The sequence below is a fragment of the Acidobacteriota bacterium genome (assembly GCA_016195325.1).
Lineage (GTDB): Bacteria > Acidobacteriota > Polarisedimenticolia > JACPZX01 > JACPZX01 > JACPZX01.
Map to the genome: position 1 here is coordinate 58,667 of JACPZX010000046.1, position 25,560 is coordinate 84,226.

Consider the following 25,560-nt stretch of genomic DNA (forward strand, 5'->3'; position numbering starts at 1 on the left):
GAGGCGGCACCATGACCGCCCCCCGCGAGATCTTCGACTGCGAGAGGGTGAGGGCCTTCCTCGAGTCGTACCTCGAGGGACAGGTCCCGCCCCCCGAGCGCCGCGCGATGCGCCTCCACATCCACGCGTGCGAGGCCTGCCGCTCCCGCGTCATCGCGCGCGATCCTCTCCAGATGTTCGCGCCGCTCGCCGACGAGGAGCGACCGGACGAGTTCTGGGCCGGTTTCTGGCCCGCGGTTCGCGCCGACATCCACGCCGCCGAAGCGGAGGCGCGATCGTGGCGCGCTCGGCTCCTCAGGCCCGCCATCGCGTGGAGCGCGGCGGCCGCCCTCCTGGTGGTCGCGGCCGTCGCGGTCGTGAGGCCGTGGCGCGCAACGCCCGCCTCCCGCGATTTTCGCGAAGCGGCCGCCCCCGACTGGCGCCGGGTCCTGCCGAGCGCCGGGCAGCCCGGGGAGCCGGTCCCCGCGACGCTCGAGGACGTCCGCTCCCCCTCCGCGCGCGTCCTGACGATGAAGGTCTATGGCCGCGACGAGGCCGTCACCGAGGTCGTGCTGATCGTCGACGAAGGGATCAACCTGTGACGCCGCGGTTCCGCGCCCGCGTGGCCGCGGCCGCCGCGCTCGTCCTCGCGACGCTGTCGATGGCGGCCGGCGCCGCGCCCGACGAGCAGCTCACCACACGCCTCTTCTCCATCCGTTTCAAGCCGGTCGAGGACGTCGTCCTCCTGATCGAGCCGGCCATCGGCGACGGCGGGTCGTACACCGTCCAGCCGAGGCTCCGGGCCGTCACCGTCCGGGACACGCCCGCGAATCTCGCGCGCATCGGCGACCTCATCGCCGGGTTCGATCAGCCGCCCCGCTCCGTGCGCCTCGTCATCCAGGTGCTGAGGGCGACGCAGGCGGATCCCGCCGCCACGCGCCGCGGCGAGGATCTGTCGGGGGTCCCGTCGCTCCTTCGCGACGTCACGAAGTGGAGCGAGGTCTCCGTGCTCGGGAGCGCGTCCATGGTCGGCGTGGAGGGGGCGCAGTCGACGCTCAGCATCGGCGAGGAGTTCCGAGTGCGCTTCCGCGTGGACACCGTCGCGGATCGCCAGGGGATCGTGAAGTTCGATCGCTTCGCGCTCGATCGGCTGGTCCGCGATCCGGGGTCGGCCTCGCCCCGGGCCGTTCCCATCTGGGACACGGTGGTCAACCTGAGGAACAACCAGCAGCTCCTTCTGGGCGCCACGAGCAGCCAGGAGAGCCGGCGCGCCGTGTTCCTGTCCGTCACCGCCACGATCGAGCCGGCCGGCCCCGTCCGTCCGGCCGAAGAGCCCTGAGGGAGACGCCGTGGCGGAGTACGTGTGCAAGGTCGGGACGCCGGGAGGCCAGATCCTCGAGCAGGTCTACGCCGCCGAGACGGAGGACACGCTCCGCAAGGATTTCGAGGCGCGCGACTACTTCGTCTACTGGATCCGCAAGAAGAGCGGCCTCGCGTCGCTTCTCGACTTCAGCGCCCTGAAGAAGCGGCGGATCTCGTCGAAGGAGTTCCTGATCTTCAACCAGGAGCTGGCGTCGCTCATCCAGGCGGGGCTCCCCATCGTCACCAGCCTCGAGATCCTGATGGAGCGGCGCAAGAACCTCGTCTTCAAGCGCGCCCTCGCGGACATCCGCGACCAGGTGAAGGCCGGGGCCTCCCTCTCCGATGCCTTCGAGTCGCAGGGGGGCCTCTTCCCGAAGATCTACGCCTCGAGCCTGGCCTCCGGGGAGCGCTCGGGGGAGGTGGCGACGGTCCTCCGCCGCTACATCGCCTACACCAAGACGATCCTCGCGATTCGCAAGAAGGTGGTCTCGGCGCTCATCTACCCGGCCATCCTCCTGGTGATGGCGTTCGGCCTCGTCATCCTGCTGCTCACGTACATCCTGCCGAAGTTCCGCGAGTTCTACTCGGACATGGGGACCGAGCTGCCGCTCATCACGCGCATGCTCGTGGGCGCGTCGGGGCTCGTCCGGGACAACATCCTCATCTGGGTCCCCGTGACCCTCCTCACGATCGTGGGCGTCAGCACGTGGGTGCGGACGCCGTTCGGGGCGCTGAAGCTCGACACGTGGAAGCTGAAGGTCCCGCTCCTGGGCGGCATCTGGCACCGGTACGCCATCTCGCGCTTCACCCGGACGCTGGCGACGCTGACGTCGGGCGGCATCCCGCTGGTGATCAGCCTCGACATCTCGGCGCGCGCGATCGGCAACCGCATCTTCGAGCGGCGCATCCTCGAGGTGAGCCAGAAGGTCCGGGAGGGAGGGTCGCTCTGGGAGTCCCTCGAGCAGACCGGCATCATGACCGACATGTCGGTCGAGATGATCAAGGTGGGCGAGTCGACGGGCGCCCTCGAGGACATGCTGTCGAACGTCGCCAACTTCTACGACGAGGAGATCGACAACAATCTCGCGACGCTCGTCGCGCTCATGGAGCCGGCGATGCTGATCTTCATGGGAGGCGTGATCGCGACGATGCTCCTCGCGATCTACCTCCCGCTGATCCGTTCGTACACGTCGTCGCAGTACTGAAGGCCGGGTGCCGGGAAGGACGGGAAGGTCGCTGTGAGCGAGATCGACAACGGGGATCCGGTGGAGAGCATCCAGCCCATGCAGGAGGGGGCGGAGCCCGCGGCGGGCTCGTCGACCGCCGAGGCCACCGACGTCGCGTCGGAGAACGTCATCGCGCAGCGGCTCGCGCGGCGGCTGGGTCTGGCGTACGTCGATCTGAAAGACTTCGAGATCGATCACGAGCTGTTCCGATCGATCCCCGTCGATCTGATGTTCCGCTACAACTTCGTCCCGTACAAGCGCCACGGGCGCTCGCTCGTCATCGTCATCTCCGACCCGACCGACGTCCTGATGATCGACGAGCTCGAGAGCCTCCTCGCTCAGCCGGTCGAGATCAGCGTCGGCACCCGCACCGCCATCCAGGAGATCCTCAAGAAGTCCGAGTCGAGCCAGCGCGTGCTCGAGGAGGCCACCGAGGAGTTCCGCGTCCAGCTCATCCGCGAGGACGAGGACGGCGAGGAGTCGCTCTCGATCGACCGGCTGACGTCGGACACCTCGCCGATCATCAAGCTCGTCGACTCGATGGTCTTCAACGCCCTCCAGCGCCGCGCCTCGGACATCCACATCGAGACCCGGGATCGCGAGGTCGTCATCAAGTACCGCATCGACGGCACGCTGTACCAGGCGATGGACCCGATCGACAAGCAGTTCCACTCGACGATCATCTCGCGCATCAAGGTCATGTCGGAGCTCGACATCGCCGAGAAGCGCGTCCCGCAGGACGGGCGCTTCAAGCTGAAGGTGAAGGGGCGAACGATCGACTTCCGCGTCAGCATCATGCCGTCGGTCCACGGCGAGGACTGCGTCATCCGCATCCTCGACAAGGAGTCGGCCAACGAGTCGTTCCGCGAGCTCAGCCTCAAGGTGCTGGGCTTCTCCCCGGCCGAGCTGAAGATCCTGCGCCGCCAGATCACCGAGCCGTACGGCATGTTCCTCGTGACCGGCCCCACCGGGTCGGGGAAGACGACGACGCTGTACGCGGCGCTCAGCGAGATCAAGAGCGACGAGGACAAGATCATCACGATCGAGGACCCGGTCGAGTACCAGCTCCCCGGAATTACCCAAATCCCCGTGAACGAGAAGAAGGGGCTCACCTTCGCCCGCGGGCTGCGCTCCATCCTGAGGCACGACCCCGACAAGATCATGGTCGGAGAGATCCGCGACGAGGAGACGGCCCAGATCGCGGTGCAGTCCGCGCTCACCGGCCACCTCGTCTTCACGACCGTCCACGCGAACAACGTCGTCGACGTCCTGGGCCGCTTCCTCAACATGAAGGTCGAGCTGTACAACTTCGTGTCGGCGCTCAACTGCGTGCTGGCGCAGCGGCTCGTCCGTCTCATCTGCAAGTCGTGCCGCCGTCCCATGACCGTCGAGCCGAAGCAGCTCGAGGAGTCCGGGCTCGACGTGAAGACCTACAAGGATCACACGTTCTACGAGGGGCGCGGCTGCATCGACTGCAACGGGACCGGATTCCGCGGCCGCATGGCGATCTCGGAGATCCTCGATCTCTCCGACAACGTGCGCGAGCTGATCCTCAGCCGGAAGTCCGCGGCCGAGATCAAGCGCGCCGCCAAGGAGGAGGGGATGAAGTTCCTGAGGGAGTCGGCGGTCGAGAAGGTGCTCGCGGGCGACACGACGCTTCGCGAGATCAACAAAGTGACGTTCATCGACTAGGAGATTCGCTTGGCCTTCTCGTTGCGGCTTCCGGGGCGACTGCAGCTTCCCGCGTGGATGCGGGGGCCCGCGATCCGCCGCCCGACGTGGGGCTGGCTCACGCCGAAGTACCCCCCCGTCGCGTTCGAGCTGGACACGCGGAGCCTGTCGATGGTGCGGATCGGGAGGCGGAAGCAGGAGCGGTACCTGGCGTCGTTCGACGTCGAGGAGGTCCCGCCGGATCTGATCGAGATCGACTTCATGAAGGCCCGGCTCACCTCGCCGGAGCGTTACCGGGCCATCGTCGAGAAGCTCGTCCTCAAGGAGCCGGTGAAGTTCCGGAGCGCGTCCCTCGTCATCCCGGACAACTACGCGCGCGTGTCCATCCTGCCGTTCGAGTCGATTCCGGGGAGCCGCCGGGACACTCTCGATCTCATCCGCTACCGGACCAAGAAGGCGGTTCCATTCAAGGTCGAGGACGCGGCGCTCGACTACCAGATCCTGAAGGCTCCCGGCGGGCAGATCAGCGTGCTGGCGGTGATGACGCCGCGCTCCGTGATCGAGGAGTTCGAGTCGGTCTTCAGGAGCTTCGGCATCGAGATCGGGCTTGTCGAGCTGAGCACCTTCAGCCTGCTGAACCTCTACCAGCCGGTCCTCGCGAAGGAGATAGCTCCGGGAAGCGAGTTCCTCATCGCCAACGTGAGCGGCACCTACTTCTCGTTCGCCATCTTCCGGGGCGACAGCCTGGTCTTCTTCCGGTGCAAGGCGTTCGCGGTGGGGCTCGACGACGACGGAGGCGAGGGATCGCTCAGGCTGCTGAAGAGGGAGCTGCAGACGTCGCTCCTGTACTACCGCGACAAGGTCGAGGGGAAGGGGCTCGCCTGCGCCTATCTCCGCGTCACCGACCTCGACCGCGCCGCGGTCTCCGAGGTCTTCTCGTCCGCGACGGACGTCGCACGCGTGGCCATGATCGATCCCGCGCGCATCCTCAGCGTGAACGGGCGCGTCTCGGGGGAGCACGGAGAGCGGACGCTGCAGCGGCTGCTTCCCGCGATCGGCGCGGCCGCCGGGAGGACGGCGTCGTGATCCGCTTCGGCATCAACCTCGCCACGAGGCCGTTCCGCAACAACCTCCTGCACTGGGCCGGCATCATGCTCGCCGCCGTCGCGCTCGCCGCGTTCACGGAGTACAACGCGAGGACGTACAGCCAGACGGGGGAGGAGGTCGCGAAGTGGGACGGCATCCGTGAGGATCAGCACGCCGAGTTCGCGCGCCTCTCGACCGAAGTCGTCTCGATGACGCAGACCGTGACCAAGCTCGATCTCAAGTCTCTCAACGATCGCAGCTCGTTCGCGAACGGGATCATCCTCAGCCGGCTGTTCTCCTGGAGCGATCTCTTCGATCGGCTCGAGAAGGTCCAGCCCGAGAACGTGAGGCTCCGGTCGATCCGCCCCGTGATCACCAAGGAGGGGACGGAGGTCAGCCTCGACGCGCTGACCAGGGACTACGACAGCCTGCTGCGGTTCGAGGCGTCGCTGCTCGACTCCGACTACTTCAGCTTCGTCTACCCGCTGCAGGAGAGCTCGAAGGAAGGGCAGGGGGAGATTCGCTTCAACATCGCGTTCGGCTACATCCCCGAGGGGAAGGCGAAGGCGGCGGAGCGGAGGCGCAATCGCGCCGCGCCGGCCGAAGGGGGCGCGGGCGAGCCGGCCGCCGGCCCGGACCCGAACGCCGCGGCGGGCGCTCCCGACGCCGGGGCCGCCGGGAAGGGGGCGCCGTGACCCCCCCGGCGCGGTTCGACATCCGCGAGAGGATGGGAGCGGTCCTCGCCATCTTCGTCATCTGGCTCGGGGCCAACCTGGCCTTCGCGTTCCTCGTGAACCTTCCCCGCACGGAGCAGGCGCGGACGATCCGCCAGGAACAGGAGTCGTTCCAGGACCGCCTCGCCAAGCGGCGTGCGAAGATCGCCGATCTGAAGGCGAACTACGACCGGGTGATGGGGGGCAACCAGAGCCTGCAGTCGTTCTTCGACAACGTCCTCTCGACGAAGCGGCGCCGGATGATCCCGATCCAGAAGGAGATCCGCGACATCGCCAGGAAGTTCAACATCAACCCCGAGAGCATCTCCTACGGGCGACAGATCTTCGAGAAGGACAGCATCGTCCGGTTCTCGGCCATCCTCCCGCTGACCGGGCCCTACGAGAGCCTGCGCGCCTTCATCAACGCGCTGGAGCGATCCGAGAACTTCATCATCATCGACTCCGTCTCCCTCGCCGACTCCAAGGAGGGCGGGGTGATCCTGAGCCTCGACATCGCCGTCTCCACCTATTTCTTCGACTCCGATGTGACCCCGAAGGGCGCGTCGATCGCGGCGAGGGGTTGACGTGAACAACCAGGTCAAGACGGCGGTCGCGGTGCTCCTGGTGGCGATCCTGGGCTACGTCGTGTACGTGGAGCTCGCGGGGAAGAGCCTCATCCCGGGGACGACGCGGGGCGTCGGCCCCGAGCCCGACACGGCGAAGCTCGTCGACCTCAAGGCGGTGCAGAGCATCTCGGTCACGGGAGTTCTCGGGGCGGCGGGGCCGGCCTACGATCAGGGGGGGCGCAACGTCTTCCAGTACGGCGTGGCCAAGCCCCCGCCCCCGACACCCGCGGAGCTCGAGGCGATGAGGAAGGCCGAGGAGGCGCGCCTCAAGGGGCTCGAGGAGGAGGCCCGGCAGCGCGCGGAGCTCCAGCAGAAACAGGCGCAGGAGGACAACGAGCGCCGCGCGCGCGAGGCGGGGGAGGCGCTGAAGCGGCAGCAGGACGTCGCGCAGGCGCAGGCGAGGGCGGCCGCCGCCGCGCCGAGCGGCCCTACGATCCCCCCGCCCCCTCCGATCAACTACCGGCTCGTCGGCTATCTCGGGCCGAAGGAGAACAGGATCGCCGTCCTGTTGAACGGCACCGACGTCGTCCTCGGCGCCCGGGGGGACGTGATCGAGGGGAAGTTCAAGGTCCTCACGATAGGCATCGACTCGGTCGAAATCGGCTACTCCGATCCGGTGTACAAAGACGCGAAGAAGCGCATCGATCTGGGATCGTGAGATGGGAGGCGTTCGGGTGACATCGTTGAACGGGGTGAATCGGGGCCGCCGAGGCCTTCTCGCGCTCGTCCTGCTGACGGGCGCCTTGCTCGCGGCTGGATGCGCCGCGAACAGCGTCTACCGCGACGGAGAGAGGTCGGGAGATCTGGGCGACTGGGATCAGGCGGTGCTCTCCTACGCGAAGGCGGCCTCCATGGAGCCGAAGAACACCCGGTACCACATCGCGCTCCAGGAGGCGAGGCTGAAGGCTTCGCAGACCCACTTCGAGAAAGGGAAGCGCTACCTCTCGTCGAATCAGCTCGAGCTCGCCATCGGCGAGCTGGAGCAGACGACGTTCCTCGACCCGACCAACCAGTTCGCGGCCACCGAGCTCGACAAGGCGATGATCGAGTGGCGGCACCAGCGCGACAGCTCCAACGCGAAGACCGACCTCGAGCTGCTCAAGGAGAAGGCGAAGAACAGCCTCGGCGTCCCGAAGCTCAACCCCGCCTCGAACATCCCGATCATCCTCAAGTTCCAGCAGACCGAGCTCGGCAAGATCTACGAGGCGCTCAGCAAGGCGTCCGGGATCAATTTCCTATACGACTCGAAGCTCGATCTCAAGAAGAAGATCGACATCGACCTGGCCAACGTGTCCTTCGAGGACGCGATCAACACGCTGATGCTGATCAACAAGCACTTCTTCAAAGTCATCGACGAGAACACGATCATGCTCGCCGACGACAACCAGCAGAAGCGCCGGGAGATCGAGGACGAGGTCATCAAGACCTTCTTCCTCTCGAACGCCGACGTGAAGGACGTGCAGACGCTCCTCCGCACCCTGCTCGACGCCCGCAAGATCGTCCAGAACAACCAGCTCAACGCCATCACCATCCGCGACACGCCGAGCCGCGTCGCGATCGCGCAGAAGATCATCGAGGCCAACGACAAGTCGAAGGCCGAGCTGGTGGTCGACGTCGAGCTCATGGAGATCAGCCGCACGATCAGCAAGACGCTCGGCATCAACCTCACGCCGCAGCGCTACACCGTCCAGTTCACGGGCCCGACGAGCCTGCCGCTCAACAACCTCGGCCTCCTCAAGCAGGTCGGCTCCTACTCCCTCGGTCCGATCCCCCAGGTGACGCTCGACTTCCTCAAGTCCGATTCGGGGACGAAGGTCGTCGCCAAGCCCGAGCTGCGCGTGACGGAGGGCGAGAAGGCGAACCTGCACCTCGGCGACTCCGTCCCCATCCCCACGACGACGTTCAACACCGCCGGGACCGTCGGCGGCAACGTCGTGCCGATCACGTCCTTCACGTACCAGGAAGTCGGCATCGTGATCGAGATCGAGCCGCGCGTGCACCACAACAAGGAGGTGACGCTCAAGCTCAACGTCGAGGTCAGCCAGCTCGGAGACCAGGTCAGCACCGGGAACGGCCAGAGCTCTCCGTCGATCAACACGCGCCAGATCAACACCGTCATCCGGCTGAAGGACGGCGAGACGAACCTCCTCGCCGGTCTCATCCGGGACGACGGCACCGAAGGGCGCTCGGGGTTCCCCGGCCTCATGGACATTCCGGGGCTGCGGCGCGTCTTCTCGTCCCACACCTCCACGCACCGGGAGACCGATCTGATCCTCACGCTCACGCCGCACATCATCCGCATCCCCGACATCCGCGAGGAAGACCTCGAGGCGCTCTTCATCGGCACCGAGGGGAACCCGCACCTCCGCGGCAAGGGGACGAGCGCCTTCGGCCCGAATCCCTTCGCCGGCAAGGAGTCGGAGAGCGAGGACGAAGAGGACGCGGCGGCGACGGGAGGAGCCGACCAGGCCCCCGCTCCGCCCAGGGTCGAGGAGAAGAAGCCCGCCGCGAAGCCCGACGAGAAGAAGCCTGACGAGAAGAAGCCCAACGAGAAGAAGGCGGACGACAAGAGCGCCGCCGCCCCCGCGGCCGCCAATCCCGTGGCCGCACCCCCCCAGAACTCCGCCCCGCAGGCCGCGCCGCCCCCCGCCCCCGCGCCGACCCCCGCGAAGCCGAAGGGGCCGGCGTTCGCGCCGGGCGTCGAGTACACCCCGCCCCCGGCGTCGGTCAAGCCGAAGACGGACGAGGAGGATCTCGAGGGAGCCGGCAACGTCGACGAGGAGGACGCCGGCGACGAGGGGGCCGCGGGAGCGCGCGCCCCCGCGCCGCCGTCCCCCCAGGCGCCGCCGGAGACACCGTCTGCGCCGCAGCCGGCGACGCCGATCACGCTCGCCCTGGCGCCCGGGAGGCTGACGGTCGCCGGAGGCGGGGGGTTCGCGTTCAACGTCATGGTCGCCGGCGCGACCGACCTCCAGTCGCTCGACGTGGTCCTCAAGTACGACCCCGCGGTCGCCGAGTTCGACCAGGCGCTCGAGGGGATCTTCATGCGCTCGGACGGCACCCAGACGACCTTCACCGCCCAGAAGGTCGGGGACGGGACGGTCGAGCTCTCGATCCGCCGCAACGGCGCGGCCAAGGGGGTGACCGGGAGCGGATCCGCCGCCGCGATCCGGTTCAAGCCCATCGCCGCCGGCCGGACGCTCGTGAACGTGATCCGATCGACCGCGATGGACGCGTCGGGGAAGCCGATCCCGATGAACCCGAGCGGCGCCGACGTCACGGTGAGCCCCTGAGATGATGCCGGTGCGCGGGCGCGACGCGAGGGGGCTCACCCTCATCGAGGTCCTGGTGACCATCACCATCCTCGCGATCCTCTCGGCGATGGTCCTCCCCATCGCCCGGACGACGCTCCGGCGCGAGAAGGAGATGGACCTCCGCCGCGCGCTCCGTCAGATGCGGGAGGCGATCGACCAGTTCAAGAAGTTCAGCGACTCCGGGGCCATCCAGCCGCGGTGCCTCCAGTGCTTCGGCTACCCGGAGGACATCAAGGCGCTCGTGGAAGGGGTCCCGCAGGTGGGCGCCATCGACAAGAAGCTCCGGTTCCTGCGCCGGATCCCGATCGATCCGATGACGGGAGAGCAGAGCTGGGGGATGCACTCGATCCAGGACGATCCCAACAGCGACTCGTGGGGGCATCAGAACGTCTACGACGTCTTCTCCCTCAGCGAGGAGACCTCGTTGGACGGGAGCAAGTACCGTGACTGGTGACGAAGGCAACGACATGAGAATCCACGCCCGGAGATCTTCCATGCGCGGCAGGCCCCGCGGCGGTTCGGGGGGCTTCACGCTGATTGAGCTGATCATCGTCATCGCGCTGATCGGCATCCTCGCGACGATGGTGATCCCCAACATGCGGGACACGCCGACGCGCGCGAAGGAGGCGGTCCTGAAGGCCGACCTCCACACCTTCCGCGACGTCATCGACCAGTTCTTCGCCGATCGGGGGCACTATCCCGAAGACGTGAGGGAGCTGGTCGACAAGGGGTACCTGAGGGCCGTGCCGGAGGACCCGTTCACGAAGTCCCCGTCCACCTGGATTCCGGTCTACGCGACGGATGTGGGGCAGGAGGACCCGACGGCCGGCGGAAAGCTCGGAAAACGCGGAATATACGACGTGAAAAGCGGCGCTTCGGGTACCGGTTTGGACGGGAGGCCCTACAATGAGTGGTGATCCGAGGGAGGGGAGTTGCGCGATGGATCGAGACGTGAAAGGGCTCGTCGCCCGCCGCCGGGTGCGTCCGGGTCGGGCCGTTCTCGTCGCCTGCGCCCTGTCGCTGGGCGTCGTCGCCCTCGTGACGTGCGTGCGGCAGGACCCCATCGCCCCCGACGGAAGCATGATCGCCGTCTCGGCCAACCCGCAGACCGTCGTCGTTCAAGGCGGGGTCGCCGGGCAGACGCACATCACGGCGACGCTTCGCTCCAAGAACGGCACCCGCCTTCCCGACCAGGAGGTGGTCTTCTCCAGTTCCGCGGGGACGCTGACGCCGCCGGCGCAGACCTCCGTCATCACCAACAACCAGGGGCAGGCGACGAGCGTGCTCAACACGACGGTGAGCGCGACGGTGACCGCGTTCAGCGGATCGATCATGGGGACGACGTCGGTCAACGTTGTGAGCGGGAACCTGAGCAGCGTTTCGCTCGACGCCGACGTCCAGAGCCTCTCCACCTGCACTCAGACCGTGACCTTCACAGCCTCTGCGACGGATCCCAATAACAACGGAGTCGCGGGGCTGACGATCGTCTTCCAGACGACGTCCATCGCCAGTCGCAACCTCCTCCAGGGGAGCTTCAATCCGACGCAGCCGAAGACCGACGTGAACGGGGACGCGGTGTCGGTATTCACGCCGGCTCAGAGCTTCTGCAGCCAGAATTGCTCGCCGACGGCTACTCCGACCCCGCCGAACGGCGGGGCGTGCGGCATCCAGGTGGTCGCGAAGGACGTATCAGGGGCGTTCGTCTCCCCCCCGATCCAGGTCACGACGGCGATACCATGATGACGCCGGCATAGAGGGCTCCAGATGACGGATCGGCCGAGCGAAGGGAAGGACGGGGGGCGCCGCGAGCGGGGCCACCTCCTCATCCTCCTGATGGTGGGCGTCGCCGTCATGCTCATCATGATGACCGTCGCGGCGCAATCCTGGACCTTCCAGATGCGCCGCGAGATGGAAGTCGAGCTGATCTTCCGGGGCGAGCAGTACATCAAGGGGCTCGAGGCCTTCCGCAAGTCGAACGGCAACGCCTTCCCGGTCGGCGATCTCAAGATCCTCGCCAAGAGGAACACCGCCGGCGTGCGGTTCATGCGCAAGCTCTACAAGAACCCCTTCGATCCCAACGGGCAATGGCAGTACCTCTATCTGCACCCCGGCGGGACCGGCTTCATCAACCCGTGCGCCGTCGGCGCGGGCCCCGGCTTCAACGATCCGAGAGGTGGCCGGGGGCGGGGTGGCATGCTGCCCGGACAGAACGGCGGGGCGTCGACAGGGTTCGGAAACCCCTTCGATCGCGGGATCACCGGCCGGAACACCGCGGCCGACGACGAGGACGAGGGGGGCGTCCCGGACGCCCGGGCGTCGTCGAAGCTGAGCGCCCTCGATCCGAAGACCTTCAAGACGACGGGCATCCAGAAGATGAACCTCCCGATCGTCGGCGTCGTGGACTGCAAGATGGTCGAGTCGATCCGCGAGTACAAGGGACAGACCTGGCTCAGCAACTGGGCCTTCACCCCCCTCGCGCAGGGGGAGTTCGGTGCGGTGGCCCCGCCCGGCGGGAGCGGAGGCGTCGCGAGGCAATTCACCGGCGGGGTGGGCAACGTCGAGGACGCGGCCTACATCGGAAAGGGGGCGAGGAACCCGACGGCGCCGGTGGCCAACGGCGACCCCAGTTGGATGCGCGGAGATCAATCCGGCGATCAGCAACCGCCCGAAGGGGGAGACCAGGGGTATGGCTCCGGCGGCTACGACGCCTACGGCAACCCCGTGAACGCAGACCCGAACCATCCAGCCGACCCGAACCATCCAGCCGACCCGAACCATCCGGCCGACCCGAACCATCCGGCCCGGCCTGCGAACCCGCCGGGACCGCCGCGCCCCAACCCGCAGGGGCCCACGCCCCCAGTCCCGCCGGCCGGAAATCCGCCTCCTCACGCGCCGGACGCGAATGGGACCGTCCACGATCCGAACCAGCCCGACGACGGCTCGGGGGACGAGGACGACGAGGGGGATGAAGGGGACGACGAGGACGACTCGGATCCGAACGCCCCCACGCCGGATCCGAATCATCCATCGACGGCCGGGATGCAGGCGGAAATCCCCGGCGTCGTGTGATAGATTCGGTGCCTCTTTGCGGCGCGCCGGGTAGGTGAAGGCGATCCCGACCCGCGATCCCGCGACACCGCAATCCATCCAGCGACTTCCGGGCCGGCGATGATCAGACGCGAGATCCTTCCCAACGGTCTCACTCTCCTCACCGAGACGATGCCGAACATCCGCTCGGTCTGCCTCGGCGTGTGGCTCAAGCAGGGCTCGCGCCAGGAGACCGAGGCCGAGAACGGCGTCTCGCACTTCATCGAGCACCTGCTCTTCAAGGGGACCGAGAGGCGCACGGCCAAGGAGATCGCGAAGACGATCGACTCCATCGGCGGGCAGTGCGACGCCTTCACGTCGAAGGAGTACACCTGCTTCTACGCCCGCGTCCTCGACGATCACGCCAGCGTGGCGTTCGACCTCCTCTCCGACATCGTGCTCCGCCCCCGCTTCGACCCCGAGCACATCGAGAAGGAGAGAAAGGTCATCTTCGAGGAGATCAAGATGGTCGAGGACAGCCCCGACGAGCTGGTCTACGACCTCTTCACCGAGACGATCTGGCGCGATCACCCCCTCGGACGGCCGATCCAGGGGACCGTCGAGTCGGTCACGGCCCTCGGCCCGGAGATGCTCGGGAAGTTCTTCCGCTCGTCGTACCATCCCGGCAACGTCGTCATCTCCGCGGCGGGAAACCTCGATCACCCGCGCCTCACGGCGCTCATCAAGGAGACCTTCTCGTCGCTGTCCGACGGCACCCCCCCGAGGCCCATCGGCATCCCTCAGCACCGGGCCGAGATCGTTCTCAGGGAGAAGAAGGAGCTCGAGCAGCTGCACCTGTGCATCGGCGTTCCGGCCCTGGCGCAGAACGATCCCGAGAGGTACAGCGGCTACGTCCTCAACACGCTCCTCGGGGGCACGATGTCGTCGAGGCTCTTCCAGAACATCCGCGAGGATCGCGGGCTCGCCTACAACGTCTTCTCGGCCATGAACTCGTTCGCCGACACGGGCTACTTCGCGGTCTACGCCGCGACGCGCCCCGGCGGGGGGGGCGAGGTCGTGAGCCAGATCTGCGAGGAGCTCGTGAAGGTGAAAGAGGTCAAGGTCGACGCCGTGGAGCTGAAGGGGGCCAAGGATCACCTCAAGGGGAACCTCATGCTCTCGCTCGAGTCGTCGTCGTCGCGCATGAGCAACCTCGCGAGGCAGGACATCTATTTCCAGCGGCAGTTCTCCCTGGACGAGATCATCGCGGAAATCGACAAAGTCACGAGCGAGCAGGTGCAGAGCCTCGCCCGCTCCATGCTCGACGGCCGCAAGTGCACCGCCGCGGTTCTCGGGCGTCTCGACGGATTGAACCTGAGCCGCGAACAGTTCGCGTTCTGAATCGTCGCGGGGTGGCCCCGCGCGTCATCCGGACATGGACGAAGAGTCAAGCCCCATCGAGGTCCTGATCCAGCGCCTCCCGGGGAACGATCTGCCGCTCCCGGCGCGGTCGACCGCCCAGTCGGCCGGCTACGACCTGCGCGCCTGCCTCGACGCCCCTCTCACCCTCGAGCCCATGCGCCGCGCCCTCGTCCCGACCGGCTTCGCCATCGCGCTGCCGCCGGGATGGGAGGCGCAGATCCGCCCCCGCTCGGGCCTCGCGCTCGAGCACGGGATCACGATGCTCAACACCCCGGGGACGATCGACGCCGACTACCGCGGCGAGATCAAGGTGCTCGCCGTCAACCTGGGCGACCGGCCCGTGACGCTGCGCCGCGGCGACCGGATCGCGCAGATGGTCCTCGCGCGGGTTCCCGGCACCTCGCTGCGGGAGACCGACGCGCTCCCTGCGACCCCTCGAGGCGCCGGCGGCTTCGGCCACACGGGATCGAGATGAGGGTCACGGTCCTCGGGAGCGGTTCCGCAGGGAACGCCACGCTCGTCGAGGGTTCACGCGGCATGATCCTGATCGACCTGGGGCTGAGCGAGCGGGAGGCGTCGCGCCGGCTCCGCGCTCTCGGCGTCGAGCCCCGCGAGATCGCCGCCGTGCTCGTCTCGCACGAGCACGGGGACCACGTCTCCGGCGCCCCGCTCTTCTCGAGGAAGAACGGCGTCCCGGTCTTCACGACGCGGGACACCGCGGCCGCGGCGGGTCTCGGGGAATCGGTGGTCGCGGGGCTCGTCGTCATCGAGGCCGGCCGCGCCTTCGAGGTGGCCGGGCTGCGCGTGCACCCCTTCAGCGTGCCGCACGACGCGGTCGACAACGTCGGGTACGTGGTCGAGGAGGACGGGAGGCGCGTCGGGTACGCCACCGATCTCGGGTACCCGTCCGCCGTCGCGTCGGAGCGACTCCGCGGCTGCGACGTCCTGGTCGTCGAGGCGAACCACGACGTTACGATGCTCCGCTCGGGAGCGTACCCTGCGCACGTGAAGCAGCGCGTCATGGGACGGACCGGACACCTGTCGAACGACCAGGCAGCGGAGCTGCTCGCCGTCACGGTGACGCCCTCGACGCGGACGGTCTTCCTGGCGCACCTTTCGGAGAAGAACAACGACGGCCGGCTGGCTCTCGAGACGGGGCGCGCGGCACTCCGCGCGATCGGCCGCGACGCCGTCCACCTGGAGCTGACCTACCAGAAGCACCCGAGCCGTCCGGCCGAGGTGTGACGAGGCGAGGAGAGACGACGTGATCTCACGCTACACGCTCCCCGAGATGGGCAGGATATGGGACGAGGAGAACAAGCTGCGGTCGTGGCTCCGGGTGGAGATCGCCGCGGCGGAGGCGATGGCCGAGGAGGGAATCGTCCCCCAGGAGGCCGTGGCCGCCATCAAGGAGAAGGGGGCGGTCGACCTCGCTCGCGTTCTCGCGATCGAAAAGACGACTCGGCACGACGTGATCGCGTTCGTCACCTCCGTCGCCGAGAAGGTCGGCCCCGAGGGGCGCTGGCTCCACTTCGGCATGACCTCGTCGGACTGCCTCGACACCGCGCTCGCGCTCCAGATGGTGGAGTCGGCGCAGCTGGTCCTGAGGGAGCTCCGGCGCCTCAAGGAGGCGGTGAAGCGGCGGGCGATCGAGCACAAGCGGACCCCCTGCATCGGCCGCACGCACGGCATCCACGCGGAGCCGATCACGTTCGGCCTGAAGCTCGCGTCGTGGCACGCGCAGATCGAGAGGGATGAGGCGAGGCTCGATGCCGCCCACGAGTCGATCCGCGCGGGGAAGATCTCGGGCGCCGTCGGCACCTTCGCGCACCTCGACCCGTCGATCGAGGAGAGGGTCTGCGCCTCCCTCGGCCTCGAGCCCGATCCCGCTTCGACCCAGATCATCCAGCGCGACCGCCACGCCGAATACCTCTACGCCCTGGCCTCGCTGGGGGCGTCGCTCGATCGGTTCGCGACGGAGATCCGCCACCTGCAGCGCACCGAGGTGCGCGAGGCCGAGGAGCCGTTCGCGGAGGGGCAGAAGGGCTCCTCGGCGATGCCGCACAAGCGCAACCCCGTGACCTGCGAGCAGGTCTCGGGCCTCTCGCGCCTGCTCCGGACGAACCTGATCGCGGCGCTCGAGAACGTGCCGCTCTGGCACGAGCGCGACATCTCCCACTCGTCGGTGGAACGGGTCATCCTTCCCGACAGCAGCATCCTCGCCCACTACCTCGTGGTGAAGTTCACCGAGGTGGTCGAGGGGATGAAGGTCTTCCCGGACCGGATGCGCCAGAACCTCGAGGCGACGCACGGCGTCGTCTTCTCGCAGCCGCTGCTCCTCGCGCTCACGCGCACCGGCGGATCGCGCGAGGAGGCGTACGCCGCCGTGCAGAAGGCGGCGATGGCGTCGTGGCAGTCGGGCCGGCCGTTCCGCGAGATGGTTCTCGCCGACGCCGCGATCACCTCGCGCCTCTCCCGCGACGAGATCGAGAGGGCCTTCGATCTGAATCACCAGCTCCGGAACGTCGACGCGATCTTCGAGAGGGTCTTCGCGTGAGCGGATGGCTCCACGACGTGGCGGAGGACTTCCCGCACACGTGGCCCGCGCTCGCCTCGCTCCTCTTCGTCGCCGCGGGAGCGCTGTTCGGGAAGCTCCTGGGCTACCTCCTCTCGAGGTACGCGGAGAGCCTCGCCGCGCGGGTCGCGACGCCGCTCCCGCGGGATCGGCGGCTCAGGATCCGGCGCTACAGCTTCGCGACTCTCCTCGCGTGGGGGACGCACGAGGCGTTCCATCTCCTGCTCCTCCCGGACCGCATCGAGCGCGCGCTGCTCGCGGTCTCCTTCGGCCTGGGGGTTCTCTTCGCCGCCCTTCTCGCCCGCCAGATCCTCGTCCTGTCGCTCTCCCTGTACGCGGCCGACGTGGCGACGCGGACGCACCAGCCCATCGACACCCAGTTCATACCGCTCGTGCGCAAGCTCGCGACCGTGTTCATCGTCGCGACGGCGGCCGTCATCACGCTCAAGGGCTACGGCTACGACATCTCCACGCTGGTCGTCTCCCTCGGCGTCGGCTCCCTCGCGATCGGCCTCGGGATGCAGCAGACCGTGGCCAACATGATCGCCGGGTTCACCATCATGCTCGATCGCCCCTTCCGGATAGGGGATCGGGTGCAGCTCAGCACCGGCGAGGTCGGCGACGTCCTCGAGATCGGCCTGCGGTCGACGCGCGTCCTCGCGCTCGACCATTCGACCGTGATCATCCCGAACTCGCAGATGGCGAACGAGCGGATCGTGAACCACTCGTATCCCGACGTCAGCTTCCGGCCGATCCTGAGGTTCGGTGTCGCCTACGGGAGCGACCCGCCGAAGGTGAAGCGCGTCCTCGCCGAGGTGCTGGAGTCGGTGGCGCTCGTCGAGCGCAAGCCGCCGCCGAGCATCGCGTTCACGGGGTTCGGCGAGTCGTCGATGGCCGTCGCCGTGAGGTTCACGGTGGCGAGCTACAGGAACGACGGACAGGCCGTCGACGAGGTCGTCAGCGGCATCGCCCGCCGCTTCGAGGAGGAGGGGATCGTCATCCCGGCCGCGGTCCACATCGTCGCGCCGGCGGGGGGAGCCGGCGGGGGCGACCGGCCGGCGCGAAGCTGATCCAGGGGCCCCGCGGCGCGCGCGCGGGAAGAGCGGGAAAAGGATGATGCGAGGGAGACGATGCTGAGAGCGCGGGTCATCGTGATGCTGAAGTCGGGGGTTCTCGACCCGCAGGGGCGGGCCGTGCAGGGCGGATTGCACTCGATGGGATACGACGAGGTCCTCGACGTGCGCGTCGGGAAGGAGATCCTCCTGACGCTCGGCGACATTCCGGAAGCGCTCGCGAAAGAGCGCGTGAAGGAGATGTGCGAGAAGCTTCTCGCGAACCCGGTCATCGAGGAGTACAAGTTCACGATCGAGCGGGGGTAGGGTCCGGCATGATCCGCCCCGCCGACCTCGAGCTTCTCGCGTGCCCCGACTGCGCCGGGGAGGGTCTCGCTCCGCGGGACGCCAGGGTCGAGGGAGGCGCGGTGGTGAGCGGCGCCCTCGAGTGCGCGAAGTGCCGGAGCGCGTTCCCGATCGAGAGCGGCATCCCCTGGCTGCTGCCCGCCGCGCTGATCGGCGGACGGCGGCACGGGTTCGAGGGGTTTCCCGAGGAGTGGCGACGGTGGGGCGAAGGGCTCGAGGGATTTCGCGGGTGGCGCGCGCGGAAAGCGGGAGACGGCGACGGCGCGGCGAGCCGCTCGGAGGTGAGGGTGGCCGAGATGCGCCGCGACGCCTTCGCGGCCTGGTGCGGCGGCGTCCGCGGGCGCGCGCTCGAGGCCGCCTGCGGCGACGGGCGGCTCCGGGGGGCGCGGGGGTTTCGCTCCCGCGAGTACTGGGGGATCGACCCGATGCCGATCGAGGGGACCGGCTATGATTTCCCCTTCGTCGCGGGGGTCGGCGAGCGCCTCCCGTTCCGGTCGGGGTCGTTCGAGGCGGTGCTGGTGAAGGACTCGCTGCACCACTTCCAGGATCCGGGCGGCTTCTTCGACGAGGCGCGGCGGGTGACCTCCTCCGGCGGATCTCTTCTCGTCTGCCAGGGGATCGAGGGGGGCCCCGCGGCCCCGGGCGCCGGCGAGAGGGCCGCGCTCCTCCTGAGGCGGGCGAGGACCGCCCTCAGGCTGGCGCTCGGCGGAGAGTTCGCGGAGCTGAAGGCCCGGGCCATGAAGTCCGGCGGGCCCGGGGAGGCGGAGAACGTCGGTCACTACCTCTGGCGGATCAGGCGCGAGGATCTCGAGCTGGAGGTCTCGCGGCGCTACGAGATCGTCGACTCGCGCATGGACGGGAACGTCGTGTACCTGAGAGCGCGGACCTGAGTGGAGAGACGAGCATGGCGGAGCCTTTGAGCAGGATCCATGGGAGCGGCGGCCCCCGATTCGGCGTCGTGGTCTTCCCCGGGTCCAACAGCGATCGAGACGCGTTTCACGTCCTGAAGGACGTCCTCTCCCAGGACACGGTGTGGCTGTGGCACAAGGACGTGGACCTCAAGGGGTGCGACGTCGTCGTGCTCCCGGGCGGCTTCGCGCACGGCGACTACCTGCGGTGCGGCGCCATCGCTCGATTCTCCCCGATCATGACCGAGGTCGCCTCGCACGCGAAGCGGGGCGGCTACGTCCTCGGGATCTGCAACGGCTTCCAGGTGCTCGTCGAGGCGGGGCTCCTTCCCGGGGCGCTCATCCGCAACACGGAGCTGAGGTTCATCAGCCGCAACGTCCACGCGCGGGTCGAGCGGGAGGGGACGGCCTTCAGCTCCGGCCTCCCGAAGGGCGCGGTCCTGACGATGCCCATCTCCCACGGCGAGGGGAACTACGTCGCGGACCCCGGGACGCTCGAGAGGCTCGAGGGGGAGGGGCGGGTGCTCTTCCGCTACACGTCCCCCGAGGGACGGCTCGACCCGGCCTTCAACTTCAACGGCTCGATGAACGCGATCGCCGGGATCCTCAACGAGAGGGGGAACGTCATGGGACTCATGCCGCACCCCGAGCGCATGGCCGAGAAGATCCTCGGCGGCGACGACGGACTCGCCATCTTCACGTCGCTCGTCGCCTCCGCGGGCCTCGCCGCGGCGCCGGGAGGCCGCCGATGAGCACCGCCGCCCGGCGCGAGCCCGAGATCACGGCGGCCCTCGTCGCCGAGCACGGCCTCAAGGACGACGAGTACCGGCTCTGCCGCGAGATCCTGGGGCGCGTTCCGACGTACACCGAGCTCGGCATCTTCTCGGCGATGTGGTCGGAGCACTGCTCGTACAAGTCCAGCAAGATTCATCTCAAGAAGCTCCCGACGACCGGGCCGCGCGTCGTGCACGGCCCCGGTGAGAACGCGGGGGTCGTGGACGTGGGGGACGGCCTCGTGGCCGTCTTCAAGATGGAATCGCACAACCACCCGTCGTTCATCGAGCCGTTCCAGGGGGCGGCGACGGGCGTCGGCGGGATCCTGCGCGACGTCTTCACGATGGGGGCGCGCCCGATCGCGGCGATGAACTCGCTGCGGTTCGGCGCCGCCGACCATCCCCGCACGCGGTACCTCGTGTCGGGGGTCGTCTCCGGCATCGGCTCGTACGGGAACTCCTTCGGCGTCCCGACCGTGGGCGGGGAGACCTCGTTCCACCCGTGCTACGACGGGAACATCCTCGTCAACGCCTTCGCCCTCGGGATCGCGCGCCGCGATCGGATCTTCCTCGGCACCGCCGCGGGCCCCGGCAACTCGGTAATCTACGTCGGCAGCCGGACCGGCCGCGACGGCATTCACGGCGCCACGATGGCGAGCGACACCTTCGAGTCCGAGAAGGAGGCGCGCCGCCCCACGGTGCAGGTCGGCGATCCCTTCATGGAGAAGCTCCTCCTCGAGGCGTGCCTCGAGCTGATGCAGGGGGACGCGCTCATCGGCATCCAGGATCTCGGCGCGGCGGGGCTCACCTGCTCGACGCTCGAGATGGCCTCACGTGCCGGCACGGGAGTGGCCATCGAGATCTCGAACGTCCCCCGGCGCGAGGAGGGGATGACGCCGTACGAGGTCATGCTCAGCGAGTCCCAGGAGCGGATGCTGATGTGCGTGAAGCGCGGCCGCGAGGAGGAGGCGCTGCGCGTCTTCCGGAAGTGGGACCTCGATGCCGAGGTGATAGGCTCGGTGACCGGGGACGGCTTCGCCCGGATCGCCGAGGCCGGGAGGCCGGTCGCCGCGGTCCCCGCCGCGCCGCTGTCGGATCGCGCCCCGGTCTACGAGCGCCCGACCGCCGATCCCACCCCCGACGCCCGCCACCGCTTCCGCCTCGACGGCGTCCCCGTCCCGCAGGATCCGGGGGCGATTCTCGCGCAGCTCCTCGCGTCGCCGAACCTGTGCTCGAAGGAGTGGGTCTACCGCCAATACGATCACACCGTCGGCGCCGCGAGCGTCGTCGTCCCCGGCTCGGACGCGGCGGTGATGCGCCTCATCGGGACCTCCCGCGCCCTCGCGCTCTCGGCCGACTGCAACAGCCGCTGGGTCTGGCTCGACCCGGGGCTCGGCGCCGCCCACGCCGTCGCGGAGTGCGCTCGCAACGTGGCCTGCTCGGGGGCGATGCCCCTCGCGCTGACCGACTGCCTGAACTTCGGCTCCCCCGAGAACCCCGTCATCATGGGCCAGTTCCAGCAGGCGGTCGAAGGGATCGCGCGCGCGTGCCGCGCCCTCGACGTGCCGGTCGTCTCCGGCAACGTCTCCTTCTACAACGAGACCGACGGCCGGCCGATCTTCCCGACGCCGACGGTGGCGGTGGTGGGGCAGCTCGAGGACGCCCGCCGCGCGACGACGCAGTGGTTCAAGCGGGAAGGGGATGTCGTGATCCTCCTCGGCCACACCTTCGAGGAGATCGCGGGGACCGAGTACCTCGCGGTCGTCCACGGGCGCGAGGAGGGGAGCCCTCCGGCCCTCGACCTCGCCGCCGAGGGGGCGCTGCACCGATTCCTGGTCGAGGCGGCGTCGCTCGGCCTGCTGAGATCGGCGCACGACGCCTCAGACGGCGGCCTGGCCGTCGCCCTCGCCGAGTGCTGCTTCAGCGGCCCCGGGCTTCTCGGGGCCGACGTGACGCTCGGCGGGGCATCCGTTCCGGGGAAGCACGAGCTGCGCGTCGACGCGCTCCTGTTCGGCGAGTCGGCGTCGCGCGCCCTCGTGAGCGCGGCCCCCCCGGATCTCCGGTCTCTCGAGTACCTCGCGCTGTCCCACAAGGTCCCGTTCGCCGTCGTCGGCTCCGTCCGGGGGGAAGGGGCGGGCGCGGCCCTGAAGATCGGCTCGGCCGCGGGGAAGCTCGTGGACGCCCGCGTGGCAGACCTGAGGTCGGTGTGGGAGAATGGCTTTTCGCGGCTGATGTCGAAGCGCTGACCCCGGGGAGCCAGGAAAGCGATGGACGACAAGTTCCACGACGAGTGCGGCGTCTTCGGCGTCTTCGGGCACGACGAGGCGGCGAAGATGACGTACCTCGGCCTCCACGGCCTCCAGCACCGGGGCCAGGAGTCGGCCGGCATCGTCAGCTCGCACGACGGGAGGCTGCACCGCAAGGTCGGCATGGGCGAGGTCCCGGACGTCTTCGACGAGGCGGCGCTCGCGACGCTCCCCGGCCGATCCGCCGCGGGGCACGTCCGCTATTCGACGGCGGGCTCCTCGGCGCTCCTCAACGCGCAGCCGATGGTGGTGACGAGCCACGGGCGCCAGATCGCGCTGTGCCACAACGGGAACCTCGTCAACGCCGAGGAGATCAAGGCCGAGCTCGACGGCGAGGGGGCGATCTTCACGTCCACGTCCGACACGGAGGTGATCCTGCACCTCGTCGCGAAGAGCCGCGAGCGCGCGATCGAGGGGGCGCTGACCGAGGCGCTCGCGCGGGTGAAGGGGGCGTACTCGCTCGCCTTCCTGACCGAGGATCGCCTGATAGGCGTCCGCGACCCGATGGGATTCCGGCCGCTGTCCATCGGGCGCATCGACGGCGCCCACGTGCTGACGTCCGAATCCTGCGCCCTCGATCTCGTCGGCGCGGAGTTCGTCCGCGACGTCGAGCCGGGGGAAATCGTGAGCCTCGGCGCCGACGGCATCCGGTCGATCAAGCCCTTCCCCGAGCAGCCGCGGAACTCGTGCGTCTTCGAGTACGTGTACTTCGCCCGCCCCGACTCGTGGCTGTGGGGGCGCAACGTGAGCCGCGTCCGCAAGCGGCTCGGCATGGAGCTCGCGCGCGAGGCGCCGGCGGCCGCCGACATCGTCGTCCCGATCCCCGACTCGGGGGTCTACGCGGCCCTCGGCTACGCGGAGGAGGCGAAGATCCCCCTCGACTGGGGGTTCGTGAGGAGCCACTACGTCGGGCGCACCTTCATCGAGCCGGCGCAATCGATCCGGCACTTCGGCGTGAAGCTCAAGCTGAACGCCGTGCGCGAGGTCCTGACCGGCAAGCGCATCGTCCTCATCGACGACTCGATCGTGCGCGGGACCACCTCGAGGAAAATAGTCGCGATGGTGAGGGAGTCGGGGGCGCGCGAGGTGCACGTGCGCATCTCCTGCCCGCCCACGGTGGGGCCGTGCCACTACGGCGTGGACACGCCGCGCCGCTCGGAGCTGATCGCCGCGTCGCACTCGGTGGAGGAGATCCGCCGGCACCTCGGCGCCGATTCCCTCGCGTACCTGAGCCACGACGGGATGATGCGGGCGGTCGAGCCGGACGGCGGGTTCTGCAGCGCCTGCTACACCAACAAGTACCCCGTTCCGTTTCCCCGGCAAGAGGCCGACCAGCTCCTGCTCCTCCAGCCTCTCGCCGACCGAAAGGACTAGGAAGAGGCCCGCGGGCACGTGAACCGGTAGATCCTCACGGGCGCCCGCTCGAAGACGCTCTCGAAGCACTCGCTCGGCATCGAGGGGCCGTCCCCCATCTTCCGCTCGTACTTCCCGACGTAGACGAAATTCACGCCGAGCTGCGCGGCGAGCTGCGCGGCGCGTCGCGCGTCGGCCGTGCGGTACATCTCCTCCACGTCGCGCTCGCGCTGCTTCGCGTCGGCGTGGAAGTCGAGCTCGTGCCGCGTCCAGCCGAGGACGAGCCGGCGCCCGGCGAGCCCCTCCATCGCGTACCCCGACGGGCTGTTGGGGAAGATCGAGACGAGATCGTCGGGCCCCGAGTTCTCCGTCATCCACGCCACGGCGGCCAGCTCCTCGTCGGAGAAGGTGTGCTCGTACCGGAGCGACTGGCGCACCTGGAGCGCGAAGGCGATTCCGACGATCGAGAAGACCCCCGCGGCGAGCGCGACTCCGGCGCGCGGCCGGCGCGCGAGAAGCGACGCCATCGCGAGCCCCGACGTGAAGGCGAGGCTCACGAACAGGAGATCGTGGAACCAGTGGGGGTTCGGCGTCTCGATCACGAGCTCCATGCCGAAGATCGCGAGCGCCATGAAGGGAAGAGGCCCGGTGACGTCGCGCCGGACCACCATCCCCGCGATTCCCAGGAGCAGGACCGGCGCGCCCCAGAGGAGCAGCGTGCCGAGATTGTCGGCGATCTCCCCGGGTCCGTGCGCCACGCCGAGGACCCTCGGAGGCATCGTCGTCCCGTAGTAGGGGAGCTTGTAGAGAACGAAGAAGGGGAGCGGCGTGAGGAGGTAGACGAGGCGGCCCCAGCGGCGCTCTCCCTTCAGCCAGAGCCACGCCATCCACGAGCAGAATCCGACCATGAAGACGCCGAACGAGATCGGGTGGAAGAAGGCGAGCGCGACGCACATCGCGATCGAGGCCGCGAGGTCGCTCCCGCGCCCGGATTTCCTGTGCCGCTCCAGCCAGTACCAGGCGGCCACCGCCACGACGACCGGCGGGAGGTTGTACCACCCGATGAGGAGGAGGCTTCCGCTCGGCATGTGCCACCACGAGAGAGATGCCCCGGAGAGGCTCCCTGAGAGAAGCGAGCGGACGAGCCACGTCACCTCGCCGCTCGTCGCGAAGAAGAGGCACGCGATCCCCCCCGCCGCCGCCGAGCCGAGCGCGTCGGCGCCGACCAGGTAGACGAGGCCGAGGAATGTGAGGGCCACCCAGGCGCTCACCATCCGCTGCATCACGACGACGGGGACGCCCGTGACGAGATCCACCAGCGCGAACTGGAAGTGGTAGATCCAGTTGTGGATGAGGAGGGCGCCACCGTTGTCCGGGTCGAGAGGCGGGGTGCGCTCGAGAATCTGCGTGTGGATCCCCCGGAAAAACGTGAGGTCGGGGAGGCCGACCCATCGAATCGTCCGGGCGTCCGGGTAGATCGCGAGCGAGAGCCCGATCTGGAGCGCCAGCTCGAGGCCGAGAATCAGGAGGAGCGGCCGGAAGTCGAGCTTCGCCTGCCCCTCGCCCGGCTCGCGCGGGCCGCCGCGGAGCGCAGCGATCACCGTCACCGCCGCGGCGAGGGCGACGGAGAGGGCGTGGGAGGGGCGGCCCAGGAGGAGCGAAGGGGGGATGATCGCGGCGGGGATCACGCACAGCGAGAGGACGCTCCCCAGGATCAGCGCCCGCGGGATCGACGCGACCCCCAGGCGATGGCGGCACAGGGCGACGCCCGGGAGGAAGCACATGAGGGCGACACCCGCGG

The 25,560-nt window shown here is 68.8% G+C and carries 24 protein-coding genes; 23 read left to right on the forward strand and 1 reads right to left on the reverse strand.

Going from position 1 to position 25,560, the window contains the following annotated elements:
* The first annotated feature begins 11 nt into the window (after window positions 1-11).
* The 23 genes from HY049_09425 (at window position 12) to HY049_09535 (ending at window position 23,780) form a co-directional block, all read left to right on the forward strand.
* Complete coding sequence (locus HY049_09425) at window positions 12-581, forward strand: zf-HC2 domain-containing protein (protein ID MBI3449122.1); 570 nt, start codon at window positions 12-14, stop codon at window positions 579-581.
* The gene (locus tag HY049_09430) at window positions 578-1,318 is read left to right on the forward strand and encodes a hypothetical protein (GenBank protein ID MBI3449123.1); all 741 of its coding nucleotides are present in this window, start codon (window positions 578-580) and stop codon (window positions 1,316-1,318) included. Before HY049_09425 ends, HY049_09430 begins: the two co-directional genes overlap by 4 nt.
* Window positions 1,319-1,328: 10 nt before the next feature.
* Window positions 1,329-2,546, forward strand: a complete 1,218-nt coding sequence (locus tag HY049_09435) for a type II secretion system F family protein (GenBank protein ID MBI3449124.1) — start codon at window positions 1,329-1,331, stop codon at window positions 2,544-2,546.
* Window positions 2,547-2,624: 78 nt separating this feature from the next.
* The gene (locus HY049_09440) at window positions 2,625-4,259 is read left to right on the forward strand and encodes a type II/IV secretion system protein (protein ID MBI3449125.1); all 1,635 of its coding nucleotides are present in this window, start codon (window positions 2,625-2,627) and stop codon (window positions 4,257-4,259) included.
* Window positions 4,260-4,268: 9 nt separating this feature from the next.
* Complete coding sequence (locus tag HY049_09445; GenBank protein ID MBI3449126.1) at window positions 4,269-5,324, forward strand: hypothetical protein; 1,056 nt, start codon at window positions 4,269-4,271, stop codon at window positions 5,322-5,324.
* Entirely contained in the window at window positions 5,321-6,019 is a 699-nt protein-coding gene (locus HY049_09450) for a hypothetical protein (GenBank protein MBI3449127.1), read from the forward strand. Before HY049_09445 ends, HY049_09450 begins: the two co-directional genes overlap by 4 nt.
* Window positions 6,016-6,621, forward strand: coding sequence for a type 4a pilus biogenesis protein PilO (gene pilO, locus HY049_09455; GenBank protein MBI3449128.1), 606 nt, complete (start codon window positions 6,016-6,018; stop codon window positions 6,619-6,621). Before HY049_09450 ends, pilO begins: the two co-directional genes overlap by 4 nt.
* Before the next feature lies 1 nt (window position 6,622).
* Entirely contained in the window at window positions 6,623-7,321 is a 699-nt protein-coding gene (locus tag HY049_09460; GenBank protein ID MBI3449129.1) for a hypothetical protein, read from the forward strand.
* Between the two features lie 16 nt (window positions 7,322-7,337).
* Complete coding sequence (locus HY049_09465; GenBank protein ID MBI3449130.1) at window positions 7,338-9,956, forward strand: hypothetical protein; 2,619 nt, start codon at window positions 7,338-7,340, stop codon at window positions 9,954-9,956.
* Between the two features lie 4 nt (window positions 9,957-9,960).
* Window positions 9,961-10,431 carry a type II secretion system protein gene (locus tag HY049_09470; GenBank protein ID MBI3449131.1) on the forward strand — a complete coding sequence of 157 codons (471 nt, stop codon included), beginning with the start codon at window positions 9,961-9,963 and terminating at the stop codon, window positions 10,429-10,431.
* Between the two features lie 40 nt (window positions 10,432-10,471).
* Entirely contained in the window at window positions 10,472-10,894 is a 423-nt protein-coding gene (locus HY049_09475) for a prepilin-type N-terminal cleavage/methylation domain-containing protein (GenBank protein ID MBI3449132.1), read from the forward strand.
* 22 nt (window positions 10,895-10,916) lie between these two features.
* Window positions 10,917-11,717, forward strand: a complete 801-nt coding sequence (locus tag HY049_09480) for an Ig-like domain-containing protein (GenBank protein ID MBI3449133.1) — start codon at window positions 10,917-10,919, stop codon at window positions 11,715-11,717.
* A gap of 24 nt (window positions 11,718-11,741) precedes the next feature.
* A complete protein-coding gene (locus tag HY049_09485; protein ID MBI3449134.1) occupies window positions 11,742-13,046 on the forward strand; it encodes a type II secretion system protein in 1,305 nt (434 codons plus the stop codon).
* A 99-nt stretch (window positions 13,047-13,145) separates the two neighbouring features.
* Window positions 13,146-14,405, forward strand: coding sequence for an insulinase family protein (locus HY049_09490; GenBank protein ID MBI3449135.1), 1,260 nt, complete (start codon window positions 13,146-13,148; stop codon window positions 14,403-14,405).
* A 34-nt stretch (window positions 14,406-14,439) separates the two neighbouring features.
* Window positions 14,440-14,901 (forward strand): dUTP diphosphatase, encoded by a 462-nt coding sequence (dut, locus tag HY049_09495; protein ID MBI3449136.1) that lies wholly within the window; start codon window positions 14,440-14,442, stop codon window positions 14,899-14,901.
* The gene (locus HY049_09500; GenBank protein ID MBI3449137.1) at window positions 14,898-15,671 is read left to right on the forward strand and encodes an MBL fold metallo-hydrolase; all 774 of its coding nucleotides are present in this window, start codon (window positions 14,898-14,900) and stop codon (window positions 15,669-15,671) included. The genes dut and HY049_09500 overlap by 4 nt, the downstream gene beginning before the upstream one ends.
* 19 nt (window positions 15,672-15,690) lie before the next feature.
* Entirely contained in the window at window positions 15,691-16,983 is a 1,293-nt protein-coding gene (locus HY049_09505) for an adenylosuccinate lyase (protein MBI3449138.1), read from the forward strand.
* Window positions 16,980-18,071 carry a mechanosensitive ion channel family protein gene (locus HY049_09510; GenBank protein MBI3449139.1) on the forward strand — a complete coding sequence of 364 codons (1,092 nt, stop codon included), beginning with the start codon at window positions 16,980-16,982 and terminating at the stop codon, window positions 18,069-18,071. The genes HY049_09505 and HY049_09510 overlap by 4 nt, the downstream gene beginning before the upstream one ends.
* Window positions 18,072-18,131: 60 nt before the next feature.
* Window positions 18,132-18,380 carry a phosphoribosylformylglycinamidine synthase subunit PurS gene (gene purS / locus HY049_09515; GenBank protein MBI3449140.1) on the forward strand — a complete coding sequence of 83 codons (249 nt, stop codon included), beginning with the start codon at window positions 18,132-18,134 and terminating at the stop codon, window positions 18,378-18,380.
* 8 nt (window positions 18,381-18,388) lie between these two features.
* A complete protein-coding gene (locus HY049_09520; GenBank protein ID MBI3449141.1) occupies window positions 18,389-19,309 on the forward strand; it encodes a methyltransferase domain-containing protein in 921 nt (306 codons plus the stop codon).
* 14 nt (window positions 19,310-19,323) lie between these two features.
* Window positions 19,324-20,079 (forward strand): phosphoribosylformylglycinamidine synthase subunit PurQ, encoded by a 756-nt coding sequence (gene purQ / locus HY049_09525; protein MBI3449142.1) that lies wholly within the window; start codon window positions 19,324-19,326, stop codon window positions 20,077-20,079.
* Window positions 20,076-22,346 (forward strand): phosphoribosylformylglycinamidine synthase subunit PurL, encoded by a 2,271-nt coding sequence (purL, locus tag HY049_09530; protein ID MBI3449143.1) that lies wholly within the window; start codon window positions 20,076-20,078, stop codon window positions 22,344-22,346. Before purQ ends, purL begins: the two co-directional genes overlap by 4 nt.
* Before the next feature lie 21 nt (window positions 22,347-22,367).
* Window positions 22,368-23,780, forward strand: coding sequence for an amidophosphoribosyltransferase (locus HY049_09535; GenBank protein ID MBI3449144.1), 1,413 nt, complete (start codon window positions 22,368-22,370; stop codon window positions 23,778-23,780).
* Here HY049_09535 and HY049_09540 read toward each other — a convergent pair.
* Window positions 23,777-25,543, reverse strand: coding sequence for a hypothetical protein (locus HY049_09540; protein MBI3449145.1), 1,767 nt, complete (start codon window positions 25,541-25,543; stop codon window positions 23,777-23,779). The two genes, HY049_09535 and HY049_09540, sit on opposite strands and share 4 nt — an antisense overlap.
* Between the last annotated feature and the right edge of the window lie 17 nt (window positions 25,544-25,560).